The sequence below is a fragment of the Mycobacterium sp. genome (genome assembly GCF_050701675.1).
Lineage (GTDB): Bacteria > Actinomycetota > Actinomycetes > Mycobacteriales > Mycobacteriaceae > Mycobacterium.
On record NZ_JBOGDD010000418.1, the window covers coordinates 1 to 4474 of the forward strand.

5 protein-coding genes are annotated in these 4474 nt (G+C 69.2%); 3 read left to right on the forward strand and 2 right to left on the reverse strand.

Annotated elements, in window-relative coordinates:
- The coding region (locus ACRDUX_RS12655) for an HNH endonuclease signature motif containing protein (RefSeq protein WP_526414375.1) at window positions 1-1049 on the reverse strand (1049 nt) is incomplete at its 3' end.
- 68 nt (window positions 1050-1117) lie between these two features.
- On the reverse strand, window positions 1118-1582 hold the full coding sequence (locus tag ACRDUX_RS12660; protein WP_526414376.1) for a GatB/YqeY domain-containing protein: 465 nt from the start codon (window positions 1580-1582) through the stop codon (window positions 1118-1120).
- A 108-nt stretch (window positions 1583-1690) separates the two neighbouring features.
- Between ACRDUX_RS12660 and ACRDUX_RS12665 the strand changes: the two genes are divergently transcribed.
- From ACRDUX_RS12665 to ACRDUX_RS12675, 3 genes are all read left to right on the forward strand, one after another.
- Entirely contained in the window at window positions 1691-2881 is a 1191-nt protein-coding gene (locus tag ACRDUX_RS12665; protein ID WP_526414377.1) for a DUF7847 domain-containing protein, read from the forward strand.
- 1 nt (window position 2882) lies between these two features.
- Complete coding sequence (locus ACRDUX_RS12670; protein ID WP_526414378.1) at window positions 2883-3530, forward strand: DUF4129 domain-containing protein; 648 nt, start codon at window positions 2883-2885, stop codon at window positions 3528-3530.
- Window positions 3527-4474 (forward strand): DUF4350 domain-containing protein (locus tag ACRDUX_RS12675; RefSeq protein WP_526414379.1); only part of this gene is annotated, 948 nt, incomplete at its 3' end. The genes ACRDUX_RS12670 and ACRDUX_RS12675, both read left to right, overlap by 4 nt.

Below are 4474 nucleotides of genomic sequence, written 5' to 3' on the forward strand. Positions count from 1 at the left end.
GGGCAGACCAGGACGAGGTTGTCCAGCTCGGTGAGCCCGCCGTCCTCCCAGGCCCGGATGTGGTGAGCATGCAGACCGCGGGTGGCCCCGCAGCCGGGCACCACACAACAGCGGTCGCGGTGCTCGAGGGCACGACGCAACCGGCGACTGATCTGCCGGGTGGCCCGCCCCGACCCGATCACCTGACCGTGACGTTCGAACCACACCTCACAGTCGGCCTCACACATCAGGAAGCGGCGGTCGCTCTCGGACAGGAAGGGACCTAGGTGCAGCGCGGCGGCCCGGTTCTCGACGTCGAGGTGGACCACCACGGTGGTGCGCTGCCCGTGAGGTCGGCGGGCCACGTCCGCATCCCAGCCGGCCTCGATCAGGCTCATGAACCCGTCGACGAGGCCTGGGACCGGCGGCGCCTGCTCCGAGACTGCGTCCCCGTCGGCATGGTCGCGTTTCCAGTCGGCGACCAATGCGTCGGTGTGCGATTGCAGGGCGGCGTCGAAGGTGGCGGCCTCGGCATGGGGCAGGGTGATCCGGTAGGTGGTGGACTCCTCGCCGACGATCTTGCTGATCGAGCGCGGCGGCTCCGGACGCGGCTCGGGTGCAGACTCGGGATCGGGTTCGGGTTCGGGTCGCGGTTCCAGCTTGACCGCGGTACGCAGCTGGGTGACCGTGGCGCTGGCGGCCAGCTGCGCGTAGTGCTCATCGGAGCCGTCGGCGGCCTGCTCGGCGATGACGCCGACCTGATCCAGCGACAGCCGACCGTCGCGCAGGCCTTCAGCGCAGCGGGGGAACTCCTGCAGCCGGTGCGCGACCGCGACGACGGTCTCGGCGTTGCGCGGCGCGGTACCGGTCTTCCAGGCCACCAGGGCGGCGATCGAGCGTGCGCCGGTGGAACCCCACAGCCCGTCGCGGTCGATTTCGGCCACGATGCCCACGATGCGGCCGTCGATCGCGTTGCGTTGGCCGGTCAGCTCCGCCAACTCCTCGAACAGCACGTCCACACGCTCACCCGGGGACACCTCAGGGGCGAAAGCGGTTGCGGTCGAAGACATGCCGTCATCATCGCAGCGGGGTGTGACAAACCCAGGACCGCCGACGAATCGACGGTCACAGACGCAAGTTAGAGCCTGTCCTTCACGGCGGCCGAGATGCGGGGTCCGTCGGCCTTGCCCTCGGCGATGGCCACCGCCGCCTTCATCACCTGGCCCATCTGCTTCATCCCAGGGCCGTGGCCGATCTCCTCGGCGACCTGCGCGATGGCGGTGTTGACGACGTTCGCGAGCTCGTCGTCGTTCAACTGGGTGGGCAGGTAGCAGTCGATGACGGTGGCCTCGGCGCGTTCGTTGGCGGCGAGCTCGCCGCGTCCGTTGGACACGTAGATCTCCGCGGCCTCACCGCGCTTGCGCGACTCCCGCGCCAACACCTTGAGTACGTCGTCGTCGGACAGTTCGCGTGCTTGCTTGCCCGACACCTCCTCGGCCTGAATCGCCGCGAGCACCATCCTCAAAGTCGCAGTGGTCAGCTTGTCCCTGGCCTTCATCGCCGTCGTGAGATCGGCCCGCAGCCGCGCCTTGAGTTCCGCCATGGCGTAGACGGTACGCCCGAGACCGGCCCCGTCGGCACCGCTCCGCCAACAGCGGACGGCCACCGGAGCTCGTTGTGAATAATGGCGGGTATCGACAGGATGGTGGGCATGAGCAGCGACGTCGGCGGGCCGGGCGGGATGGGCTCTCAGCCGTACGGTCCGCCGCCCGTGTACGCAGGCGCTGCGCCGCAGTACGGACCGCCGCCCGGTTATCCACCTCCCCCCTATTTCGCCCCACCGGGCTACGGCCCGCCTGGCTACGGCCCACCCGGGTACGGTCCGCCGCCTGCGGGCCCCTACGGCTATCCGCCGATGGGTCCCCCTCCCGCGCTCAAGCCCGGCGTCATCCCACTGCGACCGCTGAGCATGTCCGACATCTTCAACGCCTCGGTCACCTACATCCGCACGAATCCCAAGGCGACGTTGGGCCTGACCACCATCGTGGTCGTGGTGACTCAGGTGCTCGCGCTGCTGATTCAGGTCGGCCCCCTGGCCGCCACCGGGGCGCTGGCTCCATTGACGGGTGACATGGGGCCGCAGGAGATCTCCGGCTCGGCGACCATCGCCTTGCTGCTATCCAGCGCCGCGGGCAGTCTCACGACCGTACTGGCCGGAATCGTGCTCAGCGGCCTGCTCACCGTCGTGGTCGGACGCGCGGTATTCGGTGCGACGATGAGCATCGGTCAAGCGTGGCAACGGGTTCGCGGCCGCCTCGTCGCACTGCTGGCCGTTACCGCGATCGAAGTGGTCGGCGCCGCCCTGGTGATCGCAGTGGTGGTCGGCTTGGTCGTGGCCGTCAGTCAGATCGTGGGCGGCGCAGCGGCATTCGTGGTCGGCGTGCTCTTCGGACTGGCCTCGGTGGTCCTGTTGGTCTACCTGTACACCATGGTGAGCTTCGCCCCGACCCTGATCGTGCTGGAACGAATCGGCGTGGGGGCCGCCATCAGCCGGTCCTTCGCGCTGGTGCGGAACGACTTCTGGCGGGTGTTCGGAATTCGCCTGCTCGCCGCGGTCGTCGCCGGCGTGATCTCGGGTGCGGTGTCGGTCCCGTTCAGCCTGATCGGCCAGGTCATGTTGATGGTCGGTGAATCCACCGCCACGACGGTCATCGCCTTCGTCCTCATCGGCGTCGGTGGAGCGATCGGCCAGATCATCACCTCGCCGTTCAGCGCGGGCGTCGTCGTGCTGCTCTACACCGATCGTCGCATCCGGGCCGAGGCCTTCGACCTCGTCCTGCGGACCGGCGCGGCGGGAGCCGTCGCCTCCACCGACGACCTCTGGCTGACCCCGCAACGCTGACGTGTCCACCATCGACCGCGACGCGGCACACGACGCCGCCCAACACGAGCTGAACAAGCCCATCTACCCACGGGGTTCGCTCACTGAGCAGCTCGCCCAGTGGGTCGATGACCTGATCTACAAGATCCTGGCCGGCGGCGCCAGCGTGCCTGGCGGCTGGTTCACCATCACGGTGTTGCTCATCCTGGTCGCAGTCGCGGTCTTCGTCGCCTTCCGGGTAGCCCGCCGCACCATGCGCACCAACCGAGCACACCAGAGCGCGCTGTTCGGCTCGCACGACATGGGTTCGGTCGAGCACCGCGCCGTCGCGGAACGGTACGCGGCGGACGGGGAATGGGCATCGGCGATCAAGCACCGCCTTCGTGCGGTCGCCCGCCATCTCGAGGAGACCGCCGTCCTGAATCCCGTACCCGGTCGCACGGCGACCGAGCTGGCACGTGACGCAGGTCAGACGATTCCGGCCCTGGCCGGCGAATTGCGGCACGCCGCAGAGTCATTCAACGACGTCACCTACGGCGAACGACCGGGCACCGAACCCGAATACCGGGCGGTCGCCGCCCTCGACGAGCGTCTCCTCGCCCACGCCACCACGGGGGTGGCCGACCAGGACGCGGCGGCACCCACCGATCGCTGGGCCGAGGTGCGATGATCGACGACTCATCGGCCGTCGGCGCGGGCGTCGTGCAGCGGTGGCGGACCGTGCGCTGGGTGCTGCTGGCACTCGTCGTCATCGTCGGAACCTCGGTGCTCGCCGCCTATCTCACGGGGCCGCGCCCCGGTGGCCTGATGGATCCCGAGGCCACCTCGGCGGACGGTGCGCACGCGCTCGTCACACTGCTCGCCGACCACGGCGTCGAGGTGATCGAAGCCGACGACATCGCGACGGTCGAACGATCGACCGGTCCGGATACCCTGCTGGTCGTGGCGCCGACGTCATTCCTGATCGACGACGAGGGACTTCAACGCCTGCGTGGGCTGCGCGGTGACGTGCTGCTGGTCCAGCCGCTGTCGAGCATCCGGGAAGCACTGGCTCCCGAGATACGCACCGCGCCGGCAACCAGTTTCGGCGGTGAGCCGGATTGCAACATGCCGGAGGCCAGCAGGGCGGGCAGCGTCCAACTCGGCCTGAGCGACACCTACGAGGCGGTCGACGACAAGGCCCTGACCCGCTGTTACGGCGGCGCCCTCGTCCGCTATACCGACGGCGGGCGGACCATCACCGCCGTCGGCAGCGCGGACTTCATGACGAACGCGGGTCTGCTGAAGGAGGGCAATGCCGCGCTCGCGATGAATCTGGCCGGGTCCCGGGCCACGGTGATCTGGTACTCGCCCAAGAGGATCGAGGGCGAATCCGACGGCGCCACCTCGATCACGGATCTCATCCCCGCGCGCGCCTGGTGGATCGTCCTGCAGCTCTGTCTGGCGGTCGCCCTAGTGGCGTTGTGGCGGGGCAGAAGAATCGGCCCCCTTGTCGCAGAGGATCTTCCGGTGGTCGTCAGGGCCTCCGAGACCGTCGAGGGCCGCGGGCGCCTGTACCGGTCACGGCGGGCGCGCGACAGTGCCGCATCGGCGCTGCGGACGGCGTCCCTGGCC

Excerpts from the sequence above, each read along its gene's own strand:
- ACRDUX_RS12660 (WP_526414376.1), bottom strand. The coding sequence starts at position 1,582 with ATGGCGGAACTCAAGGCGCGGCTGCGGGCCGATCTCACGACGGCGATG.
- ACRDUX_RS12665 (WP_526414377.1), top strand. The coding sequence starts at position 1,691 with ATGAGCAGCGACGTCGGCGGGCCGGGCGGGATGGGCTCTCAGCCGTAC.